General features: G+C 60.8%; 18 protein-coding genes. 5 read left to right on the forward strand and 13 right to left on the reverse strand.

Features of this window, described 5'->3' with window-relative positions:
• The first annotated feature begins 5 nt into the window (after nt 1-5).
• Nucleotides 6-3,071, forward strand: coding sequence for an efflux RND transporter permease subunit (locus tag AACY44_RS13680; RefSeq protein WP_339435879.1), 3,066 nt, complete (start codon nt 6-8; stop codon nt 3,069-3,071).
• 154 nt (nt 3,072-3,225) lie between these two features.
• On the forward strand, nt 3,226-3,429 hold the full coding sequence (locus tag AACY44_RS13685) for a hypothetical protein (RefSeq protein ID WP_339418170.1): 204 nt from the start codon (nt 3,226-3,228) through the stop codon (nt 3,427-3,429).
• Between the two features lie 65 nt (nt 3,430-3,494).
• Here AACY44_RS13685 and AACY44_RS13690 read toward each other — a convergent pair whose 3' ends face one another.
• From AACY44_RS13690 to plsB, 3 genes are read right to left on the reverse strand one after another with little or no spacing between them, the layout of a single operon-like run.
• Nucleotides 3,495-4,184 (reverse strand): DUF4197 domain-containing protein, encoded by a 690-nt coding sequence (locus AACY44_RS13690; protein WP_339418169.1) that lies wholly within the window; start codon nt 4,182-4,184, stop codon nt 3,495-3,497.
• Nucleotides 4,185-4,209: 25 nt separating this feature from the next.
• Nucleotides 4,210-4,611, reverse strand: a complete 402-nt coding sequence (locus AACY44_RS13695) for a YbaY family lipoprotein (RefSeq protein ID WP_339435880.1) — start codon at nt 4,609-4,611, stop codon at nt 4,210-4,212.
• A 51-nt stretch (nt 4,612-4,662) separates the two neighbouring features.
• Nucleotides 4,663-7,182 carry a glycerol-3-phosphate 1-O-acyltransferase PlsB gene (plsB, locus tag AACY44_RS13700; RefSeq protein WP_339530427.1) on the reverse strand — a complete coding sequence of 840 codons (2,520 nt, stop codon included), beginning with the start codon at nt 7,180-7,182 and terminating at the stop codon, nt 4,663-4,665.
• A gap of 182 nt (nt 7,183-7,364) precedes the next feature.
• Here plsB and AACY44_RS13705 point away from each other — a divergent pair, with 182 nt between their 5' ends.
• The gene (locus AACY44_RS13705) at nt 7,365-7,574 is read left to right on the forward strand and encodes a cold-shock protein (protein WP_032891681.1); all 210 of its coding nucleotides are present in this window, start codon (nt 7,365-7,367) and stop codon (nt 7,572-7,574) included.
• Between the two features lie 75 nt (nt 7,575-7,649).
• Here AACY44_RS13705 and AACY44_RS13710 read toward each other — a convergent pair whose 3' ends face one another.
• From AACY44_RS13710 to AACY44_RS13725, 4 genes are all read right to left on the reverse strand, one after another.
• A complete protein-coding gene (locus AACY44_RS13710; RefSeq protein ID WP_339418166.1) occupies nt 7,650-8,027 on the reverse strand; it encodes a hypothetical protein in 378 nt (125 codons plus the stop codon).
• Nucleotides 8,028-8,075: 48 nt separating this feature from the next.
• Nucleotides 8,076-8,885 (reverse strand): putative RNA methyltransferase, encoded by an 810-nt coding sequence (locus AACY44_RS13715; protein ID WP_339435882.1) that lies wholly within the window; start codon nt 8,883-8,885, stop codon nt 8,076-8,078.
• On the reverse strand, nt 8,885-10,036 hold the full coding sequence (gene dapE / locus AACY44_RS13720) for a succinyl-diaminopimelate desuccinylase (protein WP_065872455.1): 1,152 nt from the start codon (nt 10,034-10,036) through the stop codon (nt 8,885-8,887). The genes AACY44_RS13715 and dapE overlap by 1 nt, the downstream gene beginning before the upstream one ends.
• Nucleotides 10,037-10,195: 159 nt before the next feature.
• A complete protein-coding gene (locus AACY44_RS13725) occupies nt 10,196-12,787 on the reverse strand; it encodes a glycosyltransferase (protein ID WP_339418164.1) in 2,592 nt (863 codons plus the stop codon).
• A 217-nt stretch (nt 12,788-13,004) separates the two neighbouring features.
• Between AACY44_RS13725 and tcdA the strand changes: the two genes are divergently transcribed.
• A complete protein-coding gene (gene tcdA / locus AACY44_RS13730) occupies nt 13,005-13,814 on the forward strand; it encodes a tRNA cyclic N6-threonylcarbamoyladenosine(37) synthase TcdA (protein ID WP_370467832.1) in 810 nt (269 codons plus the stop codon).
• A 96-nt stretch (nt 13,815-13,910) separates the two neighbouring features.
• Here the strand turns inward: tcdA and AACY44_RS13735 are convergent, their stop codons facing one another.
• The 4 genes from AACY44_RS13735 to AACY44_RS13750 all read right to left on the reverse strand — a co-directional run bounded on the left by AACY44_RS13735 (nt 13,911) and on the right by AACY44_RS13750 (nt 16,966).
• Nucleotides 13,911-14,324 carry a SufE family protein gene (locus AACY44_RS13735; protein WP_339418162.1) on the reverse strand — a complete coding sequence of 138 codons (414 nt, stop codon included), beginning with the start codon at nt 14,322-14,324 and terminating at the stop codon, nt 13,911-13,913.
• On the reverse strand, nt 14,321-15,526 hold the full coding sequence (locus AACY44_RS13740) for an aminotransferase class V-fold PLP-dependent enzyme (protein WP_339435885.1): 1,206 nt from the start codon (nt 15,524-15,526) through the stop codon (nt 14,321-14,323). The genes AACY44_RS13735 and AACY44_RS13740 overlap by 4 nt, the downstream gene beginning before the upstream one ends.
• 64 nt (nt 15,527-15,590) lie before the next feature.
• Nucleotides 15,591-16,625: a 2,3,4,5-tetrahydropyridine-2,6-dicarboxylate N-succinyltransferase gene (dapD, locus tag AACY44_RS13745; protein WP_339418160.1), complete on the reverse strand. Its 1,035-nt coding sequence runs from the start codon at nt 16,623-16,625 to the stop codon at nt 15,591-15,593.
• 32 nt (nt 16,626-16,657) lie between these two features.
• Entirely contained in the window at nt 16,658-16,966 is a 309-nt protein-coding gene (locus AACY44_RS13750) for an arsenate reductase (RefSeq protein ID WP_231984831.1), read from the reverse strand.
• A 252-nt stretch (nt 16,967-17,218) separates the two neighbouring features.
• Between AACY44_RS13750 and AACY44_RS13755 the strand changes: the two genes are divergently transcribed.
• Nucleotides 17,219-18,862 carry a Na+/H+ antiporter gene (locus AACY44_RS13755; protein WP_339435886.1) on the forward strand — a complete coding sequence of 548 codons (1,644 nt, stop codon included), beginning with the start codon at nt 17,219-17,221 and terminating at the stop codon, nt 18,860-18,862.
• 12 nt (nt 18,863-18,874) lie between these two features.
• Here AACY44_RS13755 and dapC read toward each other — a convergent pair whose 3' ends face one another.
• Nucleotides 18,875-20,074 carry a succinyldiaminopimelate transaminase gene (dapC, locus tag AACY44_RS13760; protein ID WP_339530430.1) on the reverse strand — a complete coding sequence of 400 codons (1,200 nt, stop codon included), beginning with the start codon at nt 20,072-20,074 and terminating at the stop codon, nt 18,875-18,877.
• Nucleotides 20,075-20,217: 143 nt separating this feature from the next.
• Nucleotides 20,218-22,920 (reverse strand): [protein-PII] uridylyltransferase, encoded by a 2,703-nt coding sequence (locus AACY44_RS13765; protein ID WP_339530432.1) that lies wholly within the window; start codon nt 22,918-22,920, stop codon nt 20,218-20,220.
• Nucleotides 22,921-22,981 lie beyond the last annotated feature (61 nt).

A 22,981-nucleotide genomic window follows, 5' to 3' on the forward strand; every position in this document is an offset into this window, starting at 1 on the left:
CCCCAATGGGTTTCAATCTTTCCGAATGGGCGCTGCGTAATCGCCAGATCGTACTGTTCCTGATGATCCTGCTAGCGGTGGTTGGCACCTTGTCCTACTCCAAGCTGGGACAAAGTGAAGACCCACCGTTCACGTTCAAGGCCATGGTGATCAAGACCAACTGGCCGGGGGCCACGGCCCAGGAAGTTTCGCGGCAAGTCACCGAGCGCATCGAGAAAAAACTCATGGAGACGGGTGAGTACGAGCGCATCGTCTCCTTCTCGCGGCCCGGCGAATCCCAGGTCACTTTCATTGCCCGTGATTCCATGCATTCGGCGCAGATCCCCGACCTGTGGTACCAGGTGCGCAAGAAGATCAGCGACATCCGCCAGACCTTGCCGCCGGATATCCAGGGGCCGTTTTTCAACGATGAGTTCGGCACCACCTTTGGCAATATCTACGCGCTGACCGGCGATGGTTTTGACTACGCCCTGCTCAAGGACTACGCCGACCGCATCCAGATTCAACTGCAGCGGGTGGCGGATGTGGGCAAGGTCGAACTGCTCGGCCTGCAGGATGAAAAGATCTGGATCGAACTGTCCAACCTCAAGCTGGCCACGCTCGGCCTGCCATTGGCGGCGGTGCAGCAGGCATTGCAGGAGCAAAATGCGGTGTCCACTGCGGGCTTCTTTGAAACCCCTAGCGAGCGCGTGCAACTGCGGGTGTCGGGCAACTTCAAGAGCGTGGAAGAGATCCGCAACTTCCCGATTCGCGTGGGTGACCGGACCTTCCGCATCGGCGATGTAGCCGACATCCACCGCGGCTTCAACGATCCACCGGCACCGCGTATGCGCTTCATGGGCGAAGATGCCATTGGCCTGGCCGTGGCCATGCGTGACGGCGGCGATATTCTGGTATTGGGCAAAGCCTTGGAGAGCGAATTCTCACGCCTGCAGAAGAACCTTCCGGCAGGCATGGAACTGCGCAAAGTGTCGGACCAACCGGCGGCGGTGAAAACCAGCGTCGGCGAATTCGTGCAGGTGCTGGCCGAAGCGCTGGCCATCGTGTTGCTGGTGAGCTTCTTCTCCCTTGGCGTGCGCACGGGCATGGTGGTGGCCCTGGCGATTCCGCTGGTGCTGGCGATGACCTTTGCCACCATGTATTACCTCGGCATCGGCCTGCACAAGATTTCCCTCGGTGCCCTGGTGCTTGCCTTGGGTTTGCTGGTGGATGACGCGATCATCGCGGTAGAAATGATGGCGATCAAAATGGAGCAGGGCTATGACCGGCTCAAGGCCGCCAGCTTTGCCTGGACCAGCACCGCATTCCCGATGCTCACCGGTACGCTGATCACGGCGGCGGGCTTCCTGCCGATCGCCACGGCGCAATCGAGCACCGGCGAATACACCCGTTCGATTTTCCAGGTGGTGACCATTGCGTTGCTCGCCTCATGGGTGGCCGCCGTGGTGTTTGTGCCCTACCTGGGGGAAAAACTCCTGCCGGACCTGGCGAAGATTCACGCAGCCAAGCACGGCACCGATGGCCCGGATCCCTACGGCACGCCGTTCTATCAACGTGTAAGGCGTTTGGTGGAATGGTGTGTGCGTCGGCGCAAGACCGTGATCGTGCTAACCCTGTTGCTGTTTATCGGCTCGGTGGCGTTGTTCCGTTTTGTGCCTCAACAGTTCTTCCCGGCTTCTGGCCGACTGGAGCTGATGGTCGACCTGAAGCTAGCCGAAGGTGCCTCTTTGAGCAACACCGCTGACCAGGTCAAACGCCTGGAGGCGCTGCTCAAGGAGCATGAAAGCATCGACAATTACGTGGCCTATGTCGGTACGGGCTCGCCGCGCTTCTACTTGCCCCTGGATCAGCAACTGCCGGCCGCCAGCTTCGCGCAGTTTGTGGTGCTGGCCAGAACCATTGAAGAACGTGAAAGCCTGCGCACCTGGCTGATCGAAACCCTCAACGAGCAATTCCCGGATCTGCGCTCACGCGTCACACGCCTGGAAAACGGTCCGCCCGTGGGCTACCCGGTGCAGTTCCGCGTGACCGGTGAGCACATCGAAGAAGTCCGCGCCCTGGCACGCAAAGTCGCGGCCAAGGTTCGCGAAAATACCCATGTGGTCAACGTGCACCTGGACTGGGAAGAACCGAGCAAGATCGTCTACCTCAATATCGACCAGGACCGCGCCCGCGCCCTTGGCGTGAGCACGGCCAACCTGTCGAAGTTCCTGCAGAGTTCGTTGACCGGCTCCAGCGTCAGTCAGTACCGCGAGGACAACGAGTTGATCGAGATCCTTCTGCGCGGCACGGTGCATGAACGCACCGAGCTGTCATTGCTACCAAGCCTGGCGGTGCCCACCGACAACGGTAAAAGCGTAGCGCTGTCGCAAATCGCCACCCTCGAATATGGCTTCGAGGAAGGCATTATCTGGCACCGCAACCGTCTGCCGACGGTGACCATCCGCGCTGACATCTATGGCAAGGAGCAGCCGGCGACATTGGTCCAGCAGATCTTGCCAACCCTTGCAGGCGTAAGGGCCGAACTGCCGGATGGCTACCTGCTGGACGTCGGCGGTACGGTCGAGGACTCGGCCCGTGGCCAGAACTCGGTCAAGGCAGGCGTGCCGCTGTTTATCGTGGTGGTGCTCACCCTGCTGATGCTGCAACTGCGTAGCTTCTCGCGCACTGCCATGGTGTTTCTGACAGCGCCGCTGGGGTTGATCGGTGTGACGTTATTTCTGCTGGTATTCCGCCAGCCGTTTGGCTTTGTGGCCATGCTGGGGACCATCGCACTGTCCGGGATGATCATGCGCAACTCTGTGATCCTGGTAGATCAGATCGAACAGGACATCAAGGCGGGCCTGGCACCTTGGCAGGCAATCATCGAAGCCACCGTGCGACGTTTCCGCCCGATTGTGCTGACAGCCCTGGCGGCCGTGCTGGCAATGATTCCACTGTCACGCAGTGTGTTCTTCGGACCAATGGCCGTGGCGATCATGGGTGGCTTGATCGTGGCGACGGCGTTGACGTTGTTATTCTTGCCAGCGTTGTACGCGGCATGGTTCCGAGTCAAACCACAGTCCGTGTAAAAGCTTGTCGTAGGGATTTTCACAAAGGCAATACGCAGGCGGGAACGTTTCAGAGACGCGGGGCCACACATGAATTACCTGATTGCCAGGTCTTCTACCAGCAGGCTTCACCCCTGCTGGTAGAAGCTTAAATCTGATGATTCAAGGAGTGTTTATGAAAATTGATATCAATGTCAGCGCTTTCAAACCCGCCTGCAACAGCAACCCATGCGGGCCTGGCAAGCCTGAACCTGCCAAGCCCAACGACCCTTGCAAAGACGCTTGCAAGCCCCGCAATAGTTTCGCGATAGGCTTCGGTGTCATGCCGTTGGGCGCGATCGCTTTTGGGGGTATTGGGCTTTTAGGGAAGATCTTCTAATCACGTGAAGACTTCCAGATCCGGGCAGGTGAGCTCCCCACATCTGCCCGGGCTTCTGCCTGGGCTTACAGGGCGCCGAAGACTTTCTTCGCCAGGCTGGTCGCGGCAGCTGCAGGGTTCTCGCGAATGGTTTCTTCCTGCTTGGCAATCATTTTGAACAGCCCATCCAGCGCTTGCTCGGTCACGTAGTTTTCGACGTTGGCGCTCTTGGCGTCCAACGCGCCAAAGGCAGCAGCCTTGCCGGCCAGGGCGTTGTACTGTTGGGCCACGCCGACCTTGTCGGTAGCCGCCTTGACGATCGGCAGGAACTTGGCGCGGATTTGTTCGCGGCTGCTTTTGTTCAGGTACTGGGTTGCCGAATCCTGACCCCCACTGAGGATGCCCTTGGCGTCACTCACGCTCATGTTTTTCACGGCGTTGACCAGGATCGGCTGGGCCTGGGTCACGGCGGTTTCGGCGGCCTTGTTCATGCTGGTTTCCAGCTGAGTGACTTGATCACCCATGCCGAACATTTTCAGTTTGTCGGCGACTTTGCCCAGCTTGCCCGGCAGGCCGATCTTCACTTCGGGGTTATCGCTGAAACCACCGGGGACGCCCAGTTGCTTCACGGCGATCTGCGCGCCTTGGGTCAGTGCATCCTTGAGGCCGCCGGCGGCATCACCTTGGGACAGGCTGCCAAGATCCAGGGCCATGGCATTGGCCCCGAGCAGCAATCCGGCACACAGGGCAGTAAAACGAAGGGAGTTACGGAGCATGGGCGCTTCCTTATGAAGTTCGAATTCAGTGGGCGACAGCATCAACCCGCAGACGCAACGGTTGTGGGTCCTGGCCGTTGAGCTGCACAGAATGCCGTTCGGTGGTGATAAACAGTAGCTTGCCATCCAGCTCGATGCGAGCGCTCACCGAGTAACTGCGGCCAGGCTTGACTTGCGCCGGGTCGTAGCTCAGGTGAAAGGGCAACGGCACTTGGCCTTTGACCGGGCCTTTCTGTTCGGCCAGGGTGACGGCCGGGGCGTCCATCAACGACACGTCTTGCAGGCTGACGCTCAAGGTCGCGGTCGGCGGCAGGGCAATGCGTTGCAGATAGAACACTTCGCCATCAAGGCTGGCCTTGGAAGTGGGGGTCATGGATTGGCAGGCTCCAAGCAAGGCGGTGAGGCCCAGGAGAATGATCTTTTTCATGGTACAGCTCCTTTTCAACGGCGCCGGCATCCAACCGGCGCCTGTTTAAATCTAGCGGGTTTCTTCAGGTATCGGGGCTTCGGGTTCGACGGACGCTTCAGCAGCGCCATCCACACGATGCAGGGCCACCTGACGGATCGACAGGCGAATATCCGCCGGCAACACGCGCTTGGCTGCGCCTTCAGCCAGCTCACCCAGCAGGTCGTGGTAGCTCAGCTTGCCGGCTTCATTGCGACGCAGCACATCTTGCTCCAACAAGGTCTGGATGAAATGTCGGAAAAGGCTCTTGTCGAAGAACTCTGGAGCGTTGAGGCCATGCAGGATCGACAGGCGCTGGGCCATGATCGTGCACAGGTCTTCCAGCTCTTCGGCGCTGATGCTGCTTTGGCCACTGTTGAGCAGCAGCGAAATCGCCATGTAGAAGCGTTGCAGGGTCTGGGCGATGCTCTTGGACAGCAGCGTGAGCAGTACGAAGTGCCGCGAACTGGGGGCCGGGCGCAGGAACACGTCTTTCTCGAACCGCAGCAGGCCCTGTTCGACAAAAGCCTCCAGCCATTGGTCAACCACCGTGTCCAGCTCTTCCAGCGACCAGCGGATAAACAGCTCCGATTGCAGGTACGGATACAGCGCGTGGGTGTAGCGCAGGATCTGGTCGCGGCTCATGCGCGAGCTGCTCTGGAAGAAGCTCGCCAGCAGCGCCGGCAGGGCAAAAATGTGCAAAACGTTATTGCGATAGTAGGTCATCAGGACGGCGTTTCGCTCGTCCAGGTACAGAATTTTACCGAGGGCGTCGCTCTGTTCCGATAGCAGGTCCATGTCCTTGACGTGCTTGATCAGCGCCAGGCCATCGCCCTCAGGCAACGTGGTGTGAGGCGAGTACGGCACACGGCGAAGCAGCGCCAGGTACAGGTCCAACTGGCGCGCCATGGCTTGTTCGTCGAGCGCCAGGCGCGTAGTGGACAGCAGTGCCAGCGCTACCAGGTTCACTGGGTTCACTGCCGCAGCTTCGTTCAGGTGGCGCGCCACCTGTTCGCCAAGGCGGTTAGTGGTTTCGTTGAGCCAGGCTGGTTTGTAGTTCGGGGCGAGTTCCTGGGCGCGCCAATCCGGCTGTTCGCTGTCGAGGAATTCGGCCAGCTTGATCGGCTCGCCGAAGTTGACTGCGACCTGGCCAAAGCGCTGCTTGAGCGCGCCAACCACCTTGAAAATATCGAAGATCGATTCTTTCTTCTTGGTCGCGCCGCGCAGCTCGCCGAGGTAGGTGCGGCCTTCGAGCACGCGTTCGTAGCCGATGTACACCGGCACAAACACGATCGGCATACGCGAGGAGCGCAAGAAACTGCGCAGGGTAATCGCCAGCATCCCGGTCTTCGGTTGCAGCATGCGACCGGTGCGCGAGCGCCCGCCTTCGACGAAGTACTCCACCGGGAAACCCTTGGTGAACAGGGTATGCAGGTATTCGTTGAACACCGAGGTGTACAGCGGGTTGCCCTTGAAGGTGCGGCGCATGAAAAACGCACCGCCACGGCGCAGCAGGCTGCCGATGACGGGCATGTTCAGGTTGATACCGGCGGCGATATGCGGCGGAGTCAGGCCATTTTTGAACAACAGGTAAGACAGCAACAGGTAGTCGATATGGCTGCGGTGGCAAGGTACGTAGATCACCTCGTAACCCTGGGCAACCTTTTGCACACCTTCGATGTTATTGACCTTGATCCCGTCGTAGATCTTGTTCCAGAACCAGCTCAGCACCACTTCCAGGAAGCGGATCGCGGTGTAGGTGTAGTCCGAGGCGATCTCGTTGCCGTAGCGCAAGGCCTGGGCCTTGGCTTTTTCCGGGGAGATTTTTTCCCGCTCAGCCTCGTCGGCAATGGCTTTGCGCACCAGCGGCATATTGACCAGGCCTTTCACCAGATTGCGGCGGTGGGACAGGTCGGGGCCGATCACGGCGGTCTTCAGGTTACGAAAGTGCACACGCAGGATGCGCTGGGCCATCCGCACCGTGCGTTCGTGGCCTTTATTGTGCTCGATCAATTCACGCAGGTTGATAGGCGCAGAGAATTGCACACGGGTCTTGCGACCGAGGATCAGGATGCTCAAGAACCGACGCAGACGCCCGGTGACCGCCCAACTGTCGGCGAATAACAATTTCCACGGACTGGACTCGCTTTCGGGGGATTGGCCCCAAAACACGCTGACCGGAATGATTTGTGCATTCTCCTCGGCGTGCTCGCTGAGGGTGTTGACCAGGCGGGTCAGGGTCGGCGGCGCGCCGCGCTTGTCTTGGCGGCCGAGCCAGTCGGGCTCTGGCGTGAGGTAGAAGAACGCCGCCGCTTCCATTAGCGGGCCGACCGCTACCGGCAGCACCGGGCGCGGCAAGCCGGCCTTGGTGCACTCGGCATCGACCACCGCCAATTCGCTGAGGGAGGGTGATTGCAGGACGTATAACACCGGCCGGCTGCGGTCCAGGTTGAGGGTTAAGGACGACTGGTTGATCGTCTCCGAGCGAACCCAGAGGTACAACAGTCGGCGCAAGGTGCCAAATACCAGACGGCGAAACGGGGAGCGGGTCATACGGCTTCTGCTTTGAGTGGGAAAAACCGAGCAGACGCTCGGGCGGGTAGTGTGCCGTATTCGCCGAAAATCGGCAAAAAAGCAGCGATGTAAACTTGAGTTGATCGTTTTTGAGCCTGTCTTATACTCGGCAGTTCAATGCGAGCGACTCAACAATAAAAATGCATGTGGGAGTAAGACAGATGGCAACGCGCGAAACCGGCAATGTGAAGTGGTTCAACGATGCAAAGGGCTATGGGTTTATTCAACGCGAGGACGGCAAGGATGTGTTTGTGCACTACCGCGCCATTCGCGGTGATGGTCACCGTTCTTTGGCCGAGGGCCAGCAGGTGGAGTACGCCGTGGTGACTGGCGAGAAGGGGTTGCAGGCGGAGGATGTAGTCGGCCTGTAAGGCCGAGCTGCAAATTGCAAGCTTCAAGCTGCAAGCGGGTTGGCTTCAGCTTGAGGCTTGTAGCTTGCAACTGCTTTAAGCTGTCTTCCAGGTGATCTGCTCTTCACCGTCTTCACTGATACGAATCCAGGTGTCAGCGCTTTCCTCACCTTCCTCTTCAACCCAAGTACCCGGCGCGCAACGCACTTCCACCTTCAGCGCGGCAAACGCGGCGCGGGCGCAGGCGATGTCGTCATCCCACGGGGTCTGGTCGCTTTCCAGGAACAGGCTATTCCATTTGCCTACAGCTTTCGGCAGCCACGTTACCGGCACATCGCCGGCCTTGCACTTGTAGGTCTGACCCCGTTGGACCCAGTCGGTGCACGGGCCGAGGGCGGCGCCCAGCCAGGCGGCAATGGCCTTGTAGTCGACGTCAGCGTCCTTCAGGTAAATCTCGATATCGGGTTGGCGCATGGATGTTCCTCGTTGCGGGATTCGAAAATCCATTCGCGGAAAAGTCGGTTAGTTAAGCACGAAATAATCGTAGCGCATCGACACAGTGACCAGCAGCGGCTCGGCCGCCTCGATCACTTGGGCGCGGCGCTCGGCACTGGCGCGCCAGCCGTGGGGTGTCATGGCCAGCAGGTTGGCGCGGTCCAGGGGCTCGGCCAGGCTCAGCGTGAATTCCAGCGTCTCGCTGTGCGCCAGGCTCATGCCGTCTGGCACCAGGGCCAGATGCTTGTCGTCGGTGTATTCGCGCACTTCGTCGTACAGGCGTTCGCGCAGTTCCATCAGGTGGCCGCTGGTAGGACCGACCTTCATCAAGCCGCCGCCAGTGCTGAGCAGGCGCTTGGCCTCCTGCCAGTCCAATGGGCTGAACACACTGGCGAGGAACTGGCAACTGGCATCGGCCAAGGGCACACGGGCCATGCTGGCGATCAACCAGGTCAGCGCCGGGTTGCGCTTGCACGCGCGCTTGACCGCTTCTTTGGAGATATCCAGCGCGTAGCCATCGGCGTGGGGCAGGGCGTCGGCTATTTGCGCGGTGTAGTAACCCTCGCCACAACCGATGTCGACCCAGCGCGCCGGCGCGCGTTCAGCAGCCAACTCGGCCAAGCGTTTTGCCACGGGAGCGTAGTGGCCAGCGTTGAGGAAGTCGCGGCGCGCTTCCACCATCGCCAGGTTATCGCCCGGGTCGCGGCTGTTCTTGTGCTGCACCGGCAACAGGTTCAGGTAACCCTGGCGCGCACGGTCGAAACGGTGCCCGGCCGGGCAGGCCACGCCATTGTCGACCGCGTTGAGCGGTGCGCTGCAAATGGGGCACGCGAGCATCAGGCGAGCAACTTGATCAGGGTCTGGTAATAGATTTCGGTCAGCACATCGAGGTCGCTGGCGAGGATGCGTTCGTTGACCTGGTGGATCGTTGCGTTGACCGGGCCCAGCTCTACCACTTGAGTGCCGAGGGTCGCAATGAAGCGCCCGTCGGAGGTGCCGCCACTGGTGGACGCCTTGGTCTCACGACCGGTGATCGCCTTGATGCTCGCCGATACCGCATCCAACAAAGCGCCCGGCTCGGTCAGGAACGGCAGGCCCGACAGCGCCCATTCCACGTGCCAGTCCAGGCCATGCTTGTCGAGAATCGCCGCAACCCGTTGCTGCAGGCCTTCCACGGTGGATTCGGTGGAGAAGCGGAAGTTGAACACCGCTGTCAGCTCACCGGGGATCACGTTGGTTGCGCCAGTGCCCGAGTTGAGGTTGGAGATCTGGAAGCTGGTCGGCGGGAAGAACGTGTTGCCGTCATCCCAGTGCTCAGCGGCCAGTTCGGCCAGTGCCGGAGCGGCCAGATGGATCGGGTTTTTCGCCAGGTGCGGGTAGGCCACGTGACCTTGCACACCGCGTACGGTCAGGGTGGCGCCGAGTGAGCCACGACGGCCGTTCTTGACTACATCGCCCACCAGTGTGGTGCTTGACGGTTCACCGACGATGCACCAGTCCAGGCGCTCCTTGCGCGCGGCCAGGCGTTCGATTACCGCCTTGGTGCCGTGGTGCGCGGGGCCTTCTTCATCGCTGGTGATCAGGAAAGCGACCGAACCCTTGTGGTCCGGGTAATCGGTGACGAAACGTTCCGCCGCCACCAACATGGCTGCCAGGCTGCCTTTCATGTCTGCCGCGCCACGCCCGCAGAGCATGCCGTTTTCGTCGATCAGCGCGTCGAACGGGTCGTTCTGCCAAGCCTGCACCGGACCGGTCGGCACCACGTCGGTATGGCCGGCAAAGCACAGCACCGGGCCGTCATGCTTGCCGTGAGTGGCCCAGAAATTGTCCACGTCTTCGATGCGCATCGGTTCCAGCGCAAAACCTGCGTCGCCCAGGCGCTGCATCATTAGCTTCTGGCAATCGGCGTCGATCGGCGTCACCGAGGGGCGACGGATCAGGTCGATGGCAAGTTGAAGGGTCGGCGAAAGGTCGGCATGGGCCGTCATGAAAAACTCCGGAAGCGTGTAATGGGCGCAGGACGAATGTGGACTTGAAGCGGTGCAGCTCCCACACAGAGCCGGGGCTATGCCAAGTCTTGCAAAACGGCCGTTATCTTATAGCAAAACGGCGGCCAGAGGCCGCCGTTTAGTGCATTGCGCAAGTTTTTACACGGCTGTGACAGGCTCAGCCTTCACCGAAGGTTTTGGCAGCGAAGACAGGAACGCCATGATCAGCGCCGCCACATACGGCAGCGACTGCACCAGCAGCATCACCACCCAGAAGCGGATGTCATTGCTTGGCAGGCCCTGCACCAAGTAAATCCCGAGCGCCGCGCCCCACAACAGCAGCATGATGAACATCTCTTCGCGGGCTTCGGAAATCGCCACCCAGAAGCCGTGGTTATCCGCGTTTTTCGGTGTACGAAAGAACGGAATACTGGTGGTGAAGAATCCGTACAGCACCGCTTTGGCGATGGTGTGTGACAACGCCAGGCCGGCCAGGGCTGCGCAGAACGCATCCTTGAGGTTCACACCCATGGCGCGGCGGTACAAGAAGATGATCTTGCCGACTTTGAACACAAACAGTGCCAACGGCGGGATCGCGAAAATCAGCAACGGCGGGTCGACCCGCGTCGGCACGATGATCATCGCCGCCGACCACAACAGCGCGCCAACGGTGAAGAAGATGTTCATGCCGTCCGCCACCCACGGCAACCAGCCCGCGAGGAAGTGGTAGCGCTGGCCACGGGTCAGCTCTGTGCCTTTGCCGCGCAACAGGCTTGCGGTGTGACGCTTGATGATCTGGATCGCACCGTAGGCCCAGCGGAAACGCTGTTTCTTGAAGTCGATAAAGGTATCCGGCATCAGGCCCTTGCCGTAGCTGTCGTGGTAATACGCCGCCGACAGGCCTTTCTCGAATACACGTAGGCCCAGTTCGGCGTCTTCGCAGATGCACCAGTCGGCCCAGCCCAGTTCTTCAAGCACCGAGCGACGGGTCATGGTCATGGTGCCGTGCTGGATGATCGCGTCGCGGTCGTTGCGGGTGACCATGCCGATATGGAAGAAGCCCTTGTATTCCGCGTAGCAGAGCTTCTTGAAGGTGCTTTCGTTCTGGTCGCGGTAATCCTGCGGTGACTGCACCACGGCGATTTTCGGGTCGGCGAAGTGCGGCACCATGTGCTTGAGCCAGTTGGGCGACACGCAGTAGTCGGAGTCGATCACCGCGATCACTTCGGCATCCTTGGCGGTGTGCGGGATCAGGTAGTTCAGTGCGCCGCCCTTGAAACCTGCCAGGGGCGCGACGTGGAAGAACTTGAAGCGCGGGCCCAGGGTTTCGCAGTAGTCGCGCACCGGCTCCCAAACGGCCGGGTCCTTGGTGTTGTTGTCGATGATCAGGACTTCGTAGTCCGGGTAATCGAGGGCGGCCAGGGCGTCGAGGGTCTGTTTGACCATCTCAGGCGGCTCGTTGTAGCACGGCACATGGATCGACACTTTCGGGCGGTAGTCCGACTCCCCCTCCACCGGCAGGAATTCACGCCGGCGCTTGTGAGTCCATACCGCTTCCGCCAGTTCGTGGGCTTCGGTCAGCAACACGATAAACACGCCCAGGGCGCCGAGGGCCAAGAGGATGCCCACGGTGACACTGAACCACGTGCTGTATTGCTGGCTGTAGTCGTAACCGATCCACACCAGCACTGAACCGCACAAGAACGCGATAAACGTCAGGAAGGTCCGGCCGCGTTGGCGCAGGGCCGAGCCGTCGATCATTAACAGGGTCAAGGACAGCAGCGCAAGTATGACCGAGCCAATGGCCAGTACGCGCCATTGCGGGATCGCGACCACCGGCCCTTCAAAGTTGAATTTCTGCTGGCGTGCGCCGTTGAACACACCCCAGTAAGCGCCGGCCGAGCCTTCGTCGCTGACTTTCCACGGCTGATCGAACGCCTCGATCACGAAGTAGTTGTAGCCCTGACGGTTCAGCTTGTTCACCAGCGTACGCAGGTAAATCGCCTGGTCGGCCGGCGACGTTTCATTGCCGCCGCGCATGCGCCCGTTGCTCGGCCAGCCAACCTCCGACAGCAGCAGCGGCTTTTTCGGGAACAGTTTCTTCAGATCCTTGGCGCGGTCGAGTACGTACTGGCCGGCCTTGTCCATCGGAATGTATTCCCAGAACGGCAGGATGTGCGCGGCGATCAGGTCGACGTGCTTGGCCAGTTGTGGGTTCTTCTCCCAGATGTCCCATTGCTCGGATGTCGTCACCGGCACTTTCACAGCGGCGCGCACTCGATCCAGCAGCACGATCAACGCTTCTGGCGTGATGTCCTTACGGAACACCGCCTCGTTGCCGACCACCACCCGCACCACACTGCGCGAGGTGTTGGCGATTTCGATGGCGCGCTGGATTTCCCGCTCGTTACGTTCAAGGTCCGGGCTGATCCAGATCCCCAATGTCACGCGCAGGCCGAATTCTTCCGCCAACTTGGGGATGTCGCTCAGGGTGCCGTCGACCGAGTAGGTACGGATGTTGTCCGTCAGCTTGCTCATGATTTCAAGGTCGCGACGCATCTGATCGTCGGTCGGGAACTGGTTTTTCTGTGGGTACTGACCTTGCTGGAACGGCGAGTAGGAAAAACCGGAGATCTGCTCAGGCCAGTTGGGAGCAGTGACCGGGCGGTTGATCAGCGCCCAGAAACCGGTGAACAGTGCGGCAATTGCCAGCACGATCACCAGGTTGAGTCCAAATTTACGCGATGCCATGGTTATGTCAGGTTCCAAAAGGTGTGGAACGAAAAGAGGTGTCGGCCTGCGCCGAACGGCGCGCATCCTACACCGGCCCTTCCCTGACCGTACAGCAAGCAGAGAAAAACCGGACATTAGTCAGCGAAAGGCCATCTAAGTTCTTTACTTGTAGCTTGTCGCTTCGAACTTATCGCTGCGTAGTCCATAATGCGCGCCGGTTTTTGGGGTAATGGTCATGAGCACAGAAGATCCACGGTTTGCAGGCGTCGCCCGTTTGTATGGCATTGAAGGCCTGGAACGCTTGAAAGCGGCCCACGTGGCAATCGTCGGCGTCGGCGGCGTGGGCTCGTGGGCGGCGGAAGCCATGGCCCGTTGCGGGGTGGGCGAGATTTCGCTGTTTGATCTGGACGATGTCTGCGTCAGCAACAGCAACCGCCAGTTGCACGCGCTGGACAGCACCGTGGGCAAGCCCAAGGTCGAGGTGATGGCCGAGCGCCTGAAGGGCATCAACCCGGATTGCACCGTGCATGCGGTGGCGGACTTTGTGACCCGCGACACCATGGCCGAGTACATCACGCCGGATATCGACTGCGTGATCGACTGCATTGACGCCGTTAACGCCAAGGCGGCATTGATTGCCTGGTGCAAGCGCCGCAAGATCCAGATCATCACCACCGGCGGCGCCGGCGGGCAGATCGACCCGACGCTGATCCAGGTCTGCGACCTGAACCGCACCTTCAATGACCCGCTGGCGTCGAAAGTGCGCTCCACGCTGCGTCGCGACTATGGTTTCTCACGCACCGTGACCCGCCATTACAGCGTGCCGTGCGTGTTTTCCACCGAGCAACTGCGCTATCCCAAGCCGGATGGCAGTATTTGTTTGCAGAAGAGTTTTGTCGGGGATGGCGTGAAGCTGGACTGCGCCGGTGGGTTTGGCGCGGTGATGATGGTCACGGCCACGTTCGGCATGGTGGCGGCGACCAAGGCGGTGGACAAGATTGTGGCTGGGGTGCGGCGGCCGTCGGAGCGGGTCAAGTCTGCTTAAAACTTAATGCCGTGCACCGCTCAAAATGTGTGTGGCTTGCCTGCGATAGCCGGATAGGCCGAGGTGCCTGTATCGCAGGCAAGCCCGCTCCCACATTTAGTTTTGTGTAGGGCTTAGTTCTCGCATGCGCTTCAGGACCGCGTTCAGGCCATTGCTGCGCGACGGTGACAGTTGACGGGAAAGGCCCAACTGGTTGAACCAGTCAGGCAGATCCACCCCTTGCAACTCAGCCGCCGATAACCCATTGACCCGTGCCAGCAGCAACGCCACCAGCCCGCGAATCAGCCGCGCATCGCTGCTCGCCGCAAACTGCCAATGCCCATCCTGCAAACGCCCCACCAACCACACCAGGCTTTCGCAGCCCTGCACCAGGTTGGCGTCGACCTTATCTTCATCCGCCAGGGCCGGCATACGCTCGCCCCACTGCATCAACATCCGCGCGCGTTGCTCCCAGCTACCGACGGCTTGAAAGGCTTCAAGCGCGCTGACCGCATCCACCGGCACACTCATCGCAACATATCCAGGGCCTGGTCCAGCGCTTCAAAAAAGCGTTCCAGGTCATCGGAATCGTTATACAGCGCCAGGGACACGCGGATCGCCCCCGACAGGTGCATGGCCTTGAGCAACGGCATCGCGCAGTGATGACCCGCGCGCACGGCAATGCCTTGCTCGGTCAGCAGGTGCGCAAGGTCGGCGTTATGCACGCCGTCGACCACAAAACTGACCAACGCCACCTGCGGTGACCCCAGCACGCGCACGCCATTGCGCGCCTTGAGCCCACGCAACAGGTAGTCATGCAGGGCTGCTTCATGGGCGACGACCGCTTGTTGATCCAGCGAGCTCAGGTAATCCAGGCTGGCGCCGAGGCCAATCACGCTGGCAATCGGTGGTGTGCCGGCCTCGAAACCCAGCGGCGCGGGCCGGAAACTGGCGCTGTGGTAGTCGGCTTTTTGCACCATTTCTCCTCCAAACTGCCAGTGGCGCAGGTGATGCAGGGCGTCATTGCGCCCAAACAGCACGCCGACGCCGTCCGGGCCGTACAGTTTGTGGCTGGAAAATACGTAGAAGTCGCAACCCAGGGCCTGCACGTCGTGGCGGCCATGGACGATGCCTTGGGCGCCGTCGACCACGGTCAGGGCACCGTGGGGCTGGGCCAGCGCGAGAAGGGCCTCCAGCGGCTGCCAGGCGCCGAGCACGTTGGACAGCTGGCTTACCGCCAGCAGGCGTGTGCGCGAGCCGATCAGCTCCGCGGCGGCTTGCAGGTCGATCACGCCGTCCTCGCCAAGTGGCAATACCACCAGCGTCAGCGCGCGACGTTTGGCCAACTGCTGCCACGGCAACAGGTTGGCGTGGTGCTCGAGGGCGCTGATGACAATCTCATCGCCCGCATTGAATAAATGCTCCAGGCCATAAGCCAGGAGGTTCAGCGCAGAGGTCGCGCCGTGGGTAAACACAATCTGCCCGCTGTCACCTGCATTCAACCATTGCGCGACCTTGCTGCGACTGTCTTCGAACGCCTGTGTCGCATGGGCTCCCGGCAAATGTTGCGCGCGGTGCACATTGGCTGCGCCATTGGCGTAGTAATGGCTGATGGCATCCAACAAGGCTTGGGGTTTTTGCGTGGTGGCGGCGTTGTCCAGGTAAGTCTGGTCTTGCCGTTGCAGGGTGGCGATGGCCGGGAAATCGGCGCGCCAGGGGGAGGGCACAAGCATGGTGATCAAGACTCGTATAAGCGAGCCCCAGGGGAGGGGCCCGCTAGTGGCATCGAGTGGCTGCTTAGTTGTGAGCGTGCAGCGCTTCGTTCAGTTCGATAGCCGATTTGTGGGTTTTGCACTCCACGGCACCGGTCTCGGAGTTACGGCGGAACAGCAGGTCCGGCTGGCCGGCCAGCTCGCGCGCCTTGACCACTTTGACCAGTTGGTTCTGCTCGTCCAGCAGCGCAACCTTGGTCCCGGCCGTCACGTACAGGCCCGATTCGACGGTGTTGCGGTCGCCCAACGGGATACCAATACCGGCGTTGGCGCCGATCAAGCAGCCTTCGCCGACCTTGATCACGATGTTGCCGCCACCCGACAGGGTGCCCATGGTGGAGCAACCGCCGCCCAGGTCAGAACCCTTGCCGACGAACACGCCCGCCGATACGCGGCCTTCGATCATGCCCGGGCCTTCGGTGCCGGCGTTGAAGTTGACGAAACCTTCGTGCATCACGGTGGTGCCTTCGCCCACGTAGGCGCCCAGGCGGATACGCGCCGCATCAGCGATACGCACACCGCTCGGCACCACGTAGTCGGTCATTTTCGGGAACTTGTCTACCGAGAACACTTCCAGCAGATCGCCACGCAGGCGCGCTTCCAGCTGGCGTTCGGCCAGCTCATTGATGTCGATCGCACCTTGGCTGGTCCAGGCTACGTTCGGCAGCTGCGGGAACACACCGGCCAGGCTTAGGCCGTGTGGCTTGACCAGGCGGTGAGACAGCAGGTGCAGCTTGAGGTAAGCCTCAGGCGTGGAGGTCAGTGCAGTGTCTTCGGCCAGCAACGTGGCGACCAGCGGCGTGTGGCTTTCAGCCAGGCGGCTGATCAGGGCAGCTTGGGTAGCGTCGACGCCTTTGAGCGCGTCAGCCATTTGCAGGGCCTGGGTGACGGTGAAGGTGATTGCCTGGTTGCCTTCGGTGTAGCCGATGATCGGCGCGATGGCCGCGACGATTTCAGCCGACGGGTTGAGCAACGGTTGTGCGTAAAACACTTCCAGCCAAGCACCTTGGCGGTTCTGAGTGCCGACGCCGAAGCCCAGGCTGAACAGGGAATGGGACATGGTGTTACCTCTACAAAAAATGGAAGGCTGGCCTACTTGAGGGCCGCCGAATAACTTTCTGGCTTGAAGCCAATCAGGGTTCTGTCACCGAGATCGAGCACCGGGCGCTTGATCATCGAGGGTTGTGCGAGCATCAATTCAATGGCTTTCGACTGATCGAGATCGGCTTTGCGTTCGTCTTCGAGTTTGCGAAAGGTGGTGCCCGCACGGTTCAAAACCACCTGCCAACCGTGCTCGTTGCACCATTGGGTCAAGTGCTCGCGGTCGATACCGGCCGTTTTATAGTCGTGGAACTCATAGCTCACAGCGTGCTCATCGAGCCAGGTGCGGGCCTTTTTCATGGTGTCGCAGGCTTTGATGCCGAAAAGGTGCAACGTTTTGCTTGAAGCGGTCAAGGAATTGCCCCCTTTGAGCGAATGAAATGGAAAGGTTACGGATTATGCCACGACCAGCGGCCTCTGGTGCCCCTCGTCATGCTGGCGTGAGACTTATGTGCAAATGCCAGCCGGCAGCATAGGTGGGTAATATGGCACTTCAACGGCGAGTTGTTGCCTCATGTGTCGTTGCGAGTCGATTGTCCGGGAAACCGCGTTATGCAAACCGCCTACACCGTTCTTATCCTACTGATGTTGGTCAGCGTTTCGCGTCTGGTCGGGCGTGTCATCCCCCTGCCGTTACCCTTGGTGCAGATCGCAGCGGGCGCCTTGCTGGCCTGGCCCACGTTGGGGCTGCACGTGGCGCTGGACCCGGAGTTGTTCCTGTTTCTGTTCCTGCCGCCGCTGCTGTTCTCGGATGGCTGGCGCATGCCCAAGCGTGAGTTGTGGCGCCTGCGTGGGCCAATCCTGACGTTGGCGGTGGGGCTGGTGCTGTTCACCGTGGTGGGCGCCGGTTACTTCATTCACTGGATTTTGCCTACGATCCCGCTGCCCGTGGCCTTCGCCCTGGCGGCTGTGTTGTCACCGACGGACGCCGTTGCGGTGTCGGCCATTTCCCAGAACCGTCTGCCCACGCCGCTGATGCACATGCTCCAGGGCGAGGCCCTGATGAACGATGCGTCGGGCTTGGTGACCTTCAAGTTTGCCCTGGCGGCGGCGTTGACTGGCGTGTTTTCCCTGGCGGATGCCAGCCTGGCATTTGTGTTGGTCGCCGTGGGCGGCCTGGCCGTGGGGGTGGCATTGAGCTGGCTGGTCGGGCGACTGCGTGCGTGGATGATCGCGCGAGGCTGGGACGACCCGGCGACTCACGTGGTGTTTATGTTGCTGCTACCGTTCGCCGCCTATGTGCTGGCTGAGCGCTTGGGCGCATCGGGCATTTTGTCGGCGGTGGCGGCGGGCATGATGCAAAGCTGGCTCGACCTGCTACCCCGCCAGACGAGCACCCGCTTGCTCAATCGCAGTGTGTGGTCGTTGCTGGAGTTTGCCTTCAACGGCTTGATTTTCCTGCTGCTGGGCCTGCAACTGCCGGACATCATTAAGGCCGTGGTCAGTCACGAGCCGACGCTGTGGCCGACATTGTTTTATCGCTGCCTGGATGTGGTCTCGATCTTTCTGGTGCTGGTGGTGTTGCGTTTCATCTGGGTGCAGAGCATCTGGCGGCTGTCGGGTTTACTGCGCCGGATTCGTGGGAAAAGTGAATTGACGCTGGTGCCGACTGCACGCTCTTGCTGGCTGCTGACCGTCGGTGGTGTGCGCGGTGCGGTGACGCTGGCGGGTGTGATGTCAGTGCCGTTGCTGCTGGCGCCGGGCCAGGATTTCCCCGAGCGCGACTTGCTGATCTTCATTGCTGCCGGGGTGATCCTGCTGTCGCTGATCGCCGCATGCATCGCCTTGCCCCTGCTGTTGCGCGGGATCGAAAAGAGCCCCGATGAAAAGCGCCATAACGAAGTGCGCGAGGCCTGGAAAAAGACCGCAGTGGCTGCAATCCATGCGCTGGAGGCTGAAGAACCGGCGGAAAGCGAAACCCAGGACGCCGCCCAGGCTGCGCTCGCGACCGAACTCAAGGCTCGCCTGATGTCGGAGTATCGCCATCAGTTGAACGTGTTCAACGACTCAGCCGAAGCCCAGGCGCTGGCGCGGCAGATGGACCTGCTTGAGCGCAAGTTGCGTCTGAAGGCCCTGCGCGCGCAGCGCTTGGAGTTGTACAGCTTGAGCCGTCATCACCAGATTGGTGACGACGTCTTGAGGGAAGTGTTGGCCGAGTTGGATATGAGTGAGGCTAATCTGGGTCATGTGAAATGACCCAGCTAGCCGTTAGCGGCGACGCTGAATAAAATCGCGAATCCGCTCCGCCGCTTCCACACACTCCGCCAAGGGGGCAACCAACGCCATGCGCACACGCCCGGCGCCGGGGTTGAAGCCGTCGACTTCCCGCGACAGGTACGAGCCTGGCACCACAGTGACATGTTCCTCTACGAACAGATCCCGGCAGAAAGCGGCGTCATCACCTTCGACATTCGGCCACAGGTAGAAACCGCCGTCGGGGTTTTGCACGTCCAGTACTGGCTTGAGGATCGCCAGCACCGCATCGAATTTCTCGCGGTACAGATCACGATTGGTCTGCACGTGGGCTTCGTCCTGCCAGGCAGCAATGCTCGCCAGTTGGGTTTGCACCGGCATCGCGCAACCGTGGTAGGTGCGGTACAGCAGGAACGCCTTGAGAATGTCGGCGTCGCCGGCCACAAAACCGGAGCGCAGGCCCGGCAGGTTGGAGCGCTTGGACAGGCTGTGGAACACCACGCAACGCTTGAAGTCCTGGCGACCCAGCTCGACGCAGGCACTCAACAGGCCCGGCGGCGGGGTTTGCTCGTCGAAGTAGAGTTCGCTGTAGCATTCGTCGGCAGCGATCACGAAGTCGTATTCGTCGGCCAGGGCGATGAGTTTTTTCAGGGTGTCGACCGGTATCAACGCGCCGGTCGGGTTGCCGGGGGAGCACAGGAACAGGATCTGGCAGCGTTTCCAGACGTCCGGCGTCACGGCATCGAAATCCGGGTTGAAGCCATTGGCGGCCAGGCACGGCAGGTAATGCGGCTTGGCCCCGGCCAGGAACGCGGCGCCTTCGTAGATCTGGTAGAACGGGTTCGGGCTCACCACCAGCGCATCGTCGCCGCGATTGACCACGGTTTGGGTGAAGGCGAACAGCGCTTCACGCGTGCCGTTGACCGGCAAGATGTTGCGCGCCGGGTCGAGCCAGCCCCTGGGCACATTGAAGCGGCGCTCGCACCAGGCGCCGATGGCCTCGCGCAGCGCGGGAATGCCCAGGGTGGTCGGGTACACGGCCATCTGGTCAAGGTTATTGCTCAGCGCTTCGGCCACGAAGGTCGGGGATTTGTGCTTCGGCTCGCCGATGGACAGCGCGATCGGGCGTTTGTCCGGGTTCGGCGTGACACTGCCCAGCAGGGCGCGCAGTTTTTCGAACGGGTAGGGCTGCAGTTGGTTCAGGGCGTTGTTCATGTAAGCCTCTATCACGGTGAACACAGACTCTGTGGGAGCTGGCTTGCCTGCGATGGGGACGCCGCGGTACACCAGAGACTCCGCAGCGATGCCATCGCAGGCAAGCCAGCTCCCACAGGGATCGTGTTTACAAAGTTAAAAATTCATATAGTCAGGTGCGTCAGTTCGACGTTCGGTTGCTGAGTCACGCTTAATTGCTGCTCGATGGCTTTCTGCAAGCGGCGGCACAGTTCCGGGTCGGACAATGGCTGGTTGTCGGCGTCGGTGATGAAGAACACGTCTTCCACGCGCTCGCCGAGGGTCGCGATCTTGGCATTCTGCAACGACAGGTCGAACTCCAGGAAAATCCCACCGACTCGCGCCAACAGGCCCGGGCGGTCCGGGGCGCTGAGTTCCAGCACAGTTACCGGGCGCTGGGCGTCGTTGGAGATGGTCACCTGTGGGGCAAACGCAAAATGCTTGAGCTGACGCGGCACCCGGCGCTGGATGATGGTCGGGTAGTCGTCAGGGTTGTGCAGGGCCTCGGTCAGGCCTTCGCGGATCTTTTTCACGCGTGCTGGGTTGTCACCAATTGAGTCGCCATCGGTGTCGAGCACGATATAAGTGTCGAGGGTGAACTGGCTGCTGGAGGTGATGACCCGGGCGTCATGGATGTTGAGGTTGAGCTGGTCCATGGCGGCTACCGTCACAGCGAAGAAGTCGTGCTGGTCCGGCGCATAAATGAAGATCTGCGTACCGCCCTCGAATTCGCGCTGGGTGGTCTCCTTGACCAATACCAGCGGGCCGCCATCGGCTGGCTGCTGCAAGATCGCGTCAGTGTGCCAGGCCACGTCGCCAGCGGTGTGGCGCAGGAAGTAATCGTCGCCCAGTTGCGACCACAGTTGTTCGACGTCGTCTGGGTCGTTGCCGCCGCGCACCAATATATCCAGCGCCGCGCTTTGGGTGCGGCGGATCTGCTCTTCGCGGTCCACCGGGTTTTCCAGGCCGCGGCGCAGGGCGCGCTTGGTCTCGGTGTACAGCTGGCGCAACAGGCTGGCGCGCCAGGAGTTCCACAGCGTCGGGTTGGTGGCGTTGATGTCGGAGACGGTCAAGACGTACAGGTAGTCGAGGTGGGTTTCATCGCCGACGATCTGTGCGAAGTCGTGGATCACCTGTGGGTCGGACAGGTCCTTGCGTTGGGCGGTGGTGGACATCACCAAATGGTTCTGCACCAGCCAGACGATCAGGCGACTGTCCCACAGCGGCAACTGGTGGCGCTGGCAGAACGCCTCGGCATCCACCGCACCGATCTCGGAGTGGTCGCCATGCCGGCCCTTGCCTATGTCGTGGTACAAACCGGCCAGGTAGATCAGCTCGGGCTTGGGCAACTTGGCCATCAGCTTACTGGCCAAAGGGAATTTCTCTGACACCTGGGTGTACTGCAACTTACGCAGGTGCTTGATCAGGTTCAGGGTGTGCGCATCCACGGTATAAATGTGGAACAGGTCGTGCTGCATTTGCCCGACGATAAAGCCGAACTCCGGCAGGTAGCGCCCGAGGATGCCGTAACGGTTCATGCGCCGCAGGTTGCGGTGGATGCCGATTTTGCACTTGAACAGCTCGATAAACAGGCTGGTGTTGCGGATGTCGTTGCGGAAATCGTCGTCGATCAGGTGACGGTTTTCCCGCAGCAGGCGAATGGTGTCGGCGCGCACGCCTTTTATTTCCGGCTGCTGGGCCATCAGCACGAAGATTTCCAGCATGGCGAACGGCGTGCGGCGAAACACATTGTCGTTGCGCGCTTCGATATAGCCGTCGTGCAGTTGGAAACGCGAGTTGATCGGTTGCGGCGGCGCTTCGTCTTCAGGGGCCAGGATCACCTCTTCGAAGTGCTGGATGATCAGGTCGCTGAGCTGGGCAATGCTCATGACCACCCGGTAATACTGCTGCATGAAGCTTTCGATGCTGGTCTTTGCGTCTTCGCCTTCAAACCCCAGCAGGGTGGCGATGGAGCGCTGATGGTCGAACAGCAGGCGGTCTTCGGAGCGCCCCGCGAGCATGTGCAGGGCGTAGCGCACCTTCCACAGAAAATCCTGGGACGAGGCCAGCAGGGCGTTCTCGCTTTCCACCAGGAAGCCTTCACCGGCCAATGCCCGCAGGTTCAAGGTGCCGTATTGGCGGCGGGCAACCCACAAAATCGTCAGGATATCCCGCAGTCCGCCCGGTGAGCCTTTGACGTTGGGTTCCAGGTTGTATTCGGTGTCGTTGTACTTGTGGTGCCTGGCCTTTTGCTCGGCGCGCTTGGCCAGGAAGAACTCCTTGCTCGGCCACATGTGCGCGGTGCTGGTGACTTCGAGCATGCGCTGGCGCAGGCGCTCGGGGCCGGCGATGGTGCGGCTTTCCATCAGGTTGGTGATCACCGTGAGGTCGGCGCGGGCTTCTTCGGCGCATTCGTCGACCGAGCGTACGCTCTGGCCGACTTCCAGGCCTATGTCCCACAACAGCGTCAGAAAACGCTCGATGGAATCGCGAAAGATCTCATGATCGGCGCTGTCCAGCAGGATCAGCAGGTCGATGTCGGAGTAGGGGTGCAGTTCGCCACGCCCGTAGCCGCCGACCGCCACCAGGGCGATGTCGGCGTCTTCGCTCCAGCTGAACTGCTCCCAAGCCTTTTGCAGGATGTTATCGACAAACCAGGCGCGGTCTTCGATCAACCGACGGATGTCCCGGCCGCTGCGAAAGCGCGCATCGAGCACCTCGCGGGCCTGGCGAATAGCTTTCTTGAACGCGGCGATGGGGCTCGCCTTCAGGGCCAGTTCGGCCTGGAACTGGCCACGGTCGAAGAGTTCGGGATCCACCTGGGGCATCGATCGGCTTTCCTTTCTATCAAACAGTCAGTCACAACACAGTGGGGGAAAACCTGAGCAA

Source organism: Pseudomonas sp. RA_15y_Pfl1_P11 (genome assembly GCF_963970975.1).
Classification (GTDB): Bacteria; Pseudomonadota; Gammaproteobacteria; order Pseudomonadales; family Pseudomonadaceae; genus Aquipseudomonas; species Aquipseudomonas tritici.

Coding starts and splice junctions, on each gene's coding strand:
- AACY44_RS13750 (WP_231984831.1), bottom strand. CDS start 16,966: ATGAAAAAGGCCCGCACCTGGCTCGATGAGCACGCTGTGAGCTATGAG.
- AACY44_RS13755 (WP_339435886.1), top strand. CDS start 17,219: ATGCAAACCGCCTACACCGTTCTTATCCTACTGATGTTGGTCAGCGTT.
- AACY44_RS13705 (WP_032891681.1), top strand. CDS start 7,365: ATGGCAACGCGCGAAACCGGCAATGTGAAGTGGTTCAACGATGCAAAG.
- dapD (WP_339418160.1), bottom strand. CDS start 16,625: ATGTCCCATTCCCTGTTCAGCCTGGGCTTCGGCGTCGGCACTCAGAAC.
- AACY44_RS13740 (WP_339435885.1), bottom strand. CDS start 15,526: ATGCTTGTGCCCTCCCCCTGGCGCGCCGATTTCCCGGCCATCGCCACC.
- AACY44_RS13765 (WP_339530432.1), bottom strand. CDS start 22,920: ATGCCCCAGGTGGATCCCGAACTCTTCGACCGTGGCCAGTTCCAGGCC.
- AACY44_RS13725 (WP_339418164.1), bottom strand. CDS start 12,787: ATGGCATCGCGTAAATTTGGACTCAACCTGGTGATCGTGCTGGCAATT.
- AACY44_RS13690 (WP_339418169.1), bottom strand. CDS start 4,184: ATGCTCCGTAACTCCCTTCGTTTTACTGCCCTGTGTGCCGGATTGCTG.
- dapE (WP_065872455.1), bottom strand. CDS start 10,036: ATGACGGCCCATGCCGACCTTTCGCCGACCCTTCAACTTGCCATCGAC.
- AACY44_RS13735 (WP_339418162.1), bottom strand. CDS start 14,324: ATGAGTGTGCCGGTGGATGCGGTCAGCGCGCTTGAAGCCTTTCAAGCC.
- tcdA (WP_370467832.1), top strand. CDS start 13,005: ATGAGCACAGAAGATCCACGGTTTGCAGGCGTCGCCCGTTTGTATGGC.
- AACY44_RS13710 (WP_339418166.1), bottom strand. CDS start 8,027: ATGCGCCAACCCGATATCGAGATTTACCTGAAGGACGCTGACGTCGAC.
- dapC (WP_339530430.1), bottom strand. CDS start 20,074: ATGAACAACGCCCTGAACCAACTGCAGCCCTACCCGTTCGAAAAACTG.
- AACY44_RS13695 (WP_339435880.1), bottom strand. CDS start 4,611: ATGAAAAAGATCATTCTCCTGGGCCTCACCGCCTTGCTTGGAGCCTGC.
- AACY44_RS13685 (WP_339418170.1), top strand. CDS start 3,226: ATGAAAATTGATATCAATGTCAGCGCTTTCAAACCCGCCTGCAACAGC.
- plsB (WP_339530427.1), bottom strand. CDS start 7,182: ATGACCCGCTCCCCGTTTCGCCGTCTGGTATTTGGCACCTTGCGCCGA.
- AACY44_RS13680 (WP_339435879.1), top strand. CDS start 6: ATGGGTTTCAATCTTTCCGAATGGGCGCTGCGTAATCGCCAGATCGTA.
- AACY44_RS13715 (WP_339435882.1), bottom strand. CDS start 8,885: ATGCTCGCGTGCCCCATTTGCAGCGCACCGCTCAACGCGGTCGACAAT.